1 protein-coding gene is annotated in these 1,232 nt (G+C 41.8%); it reads left to right on the top strand.

Features of this window, described 5'->3' with window-relative positions:
• Positions 1-64: 64 nt before the first annotated feature.
• Positions 65-1,215, top strand: a protein-coding gene (locus C1E24_RS12340) for an IS3 family transposase (protein ID WP_138481883.1) whose coding sequence is annotated in 2 segments (ribosomal slippage) — positions 65-341 and positions 341-1,215 — 1,152 coding nt in all. Because the reading frame shifts where the segments join, the coding sequence is not laid out codon by codon here.
• The last annotated feature ends 17 nt before the right edge of the window (positions 1,216-1,232 follow it).

Raw genomic sequence — 1,232 nt, 5'->3', positions numbered from 1 at the left:
TGAACTGCTTTAATTAAACAGGACACTTTAATAATGGAATATAATCCAATTATTGAGGTGTTAAATGACAAAACGAACAAACAGAAATTATACGGCTGAATTTAAGCAAGAAGCTGTGGCATTAGTAACCGAGCAAGGTTACAGCGTACCCAAAGCTGCAGCGTCTTTAGGTATCACAGATAAAATACTTTATAACTGGAAAGCTAAGTTTGAAGCTGAGCAATCTGGAGCCAGTCTAAATGCAAATGAACGCGCAGAGCTGTTAAGACTACGTAAGGAAAATAAAGAGCTAAGGATGGAAAAAGAGATATTAAAAAAGGCCAGCGCCCTCCTGCTAAAGGAAACCAAGTAACGTTTAAGACCGTTAAGAAGCTATCTTCGGCATTTCCAGTGAGCAAGCTTTGCAAAGTAATGGGTATCAGTCGCTCAGCTTATTATGCTTGGCTGAAGCGGCCGGCAAAAATCATTACAGCGGAGCATTTGCATATGTATCGAAGAGCCAAGGTCATCTTCGAACAAAGCAGAAGTAGCTTGGGTTATCGGGAGCTGAAGAAACGGTTATGCAAGGAGGGCTTTAAAGTCAGCGAATATGGCGTTAAGAAGTTAATGGCTAAGCTTGGTTTAATTGTTACTCAGCGAGTTGCTTACAAAGTCACAACCAAGCGTAAACATAGTGATGCCGTTGCAGATAACCTGCTGAATCAGAACTTTAATCCTATCGCTGCAAATCAGGTTTGGGCGGGTGATGTGACGTATTTAAGAACAGATGAAGGCTGGATGTACCTAGCCATTGTTATGGACTTATATTCACGCCGCATTGTTGGCTGGAATATCGATAAGCGAATGACGACAGGCTTAGTCAGCAAAGCGATGATGAAAGCTTATAACTTACGTCAGCCACCAAAAGGCTTGGTGTTTCACTCTGATAGAGGCTCACAATATACCAGTAAGCATTACCGTAAACTCCTAGCCAATTATGGTATCAGAGCGAGTATGGGCGATGTTGGAGCGTGTTGGGATAATGCGGTTGTTGAACGCTTTTTCGGTAGTTTAAAACATGATTGGTTGTTGAAAGTTCCTCAGCCAACACATGAGCATATGAGAGATGATGTGGCAGCGTATATGCGCTATTACAACTTAGAACGACTTCATACTGCAAATGGTGATCTGTCGCCAATTGAGTATGAGCAAAGTTCCTTAAGAAAAGTGTCCTGATTTAGTTGCGCAGAACA

It is taken from the genome of Pseudoalteromonas phenolica (assembly GCF_005876835.1).
Taxonomy (GTDB): Bacteria; Pseudomonadota; Gammaproteobacteria; order Enterobacterales; family Alteromonadaceae; genus Pseudoalteromonas; species Pseudoalteromonas phenolica_B.
This window is presented reverse-complemented; position numbering and strand designations above follow the sequence as displayed.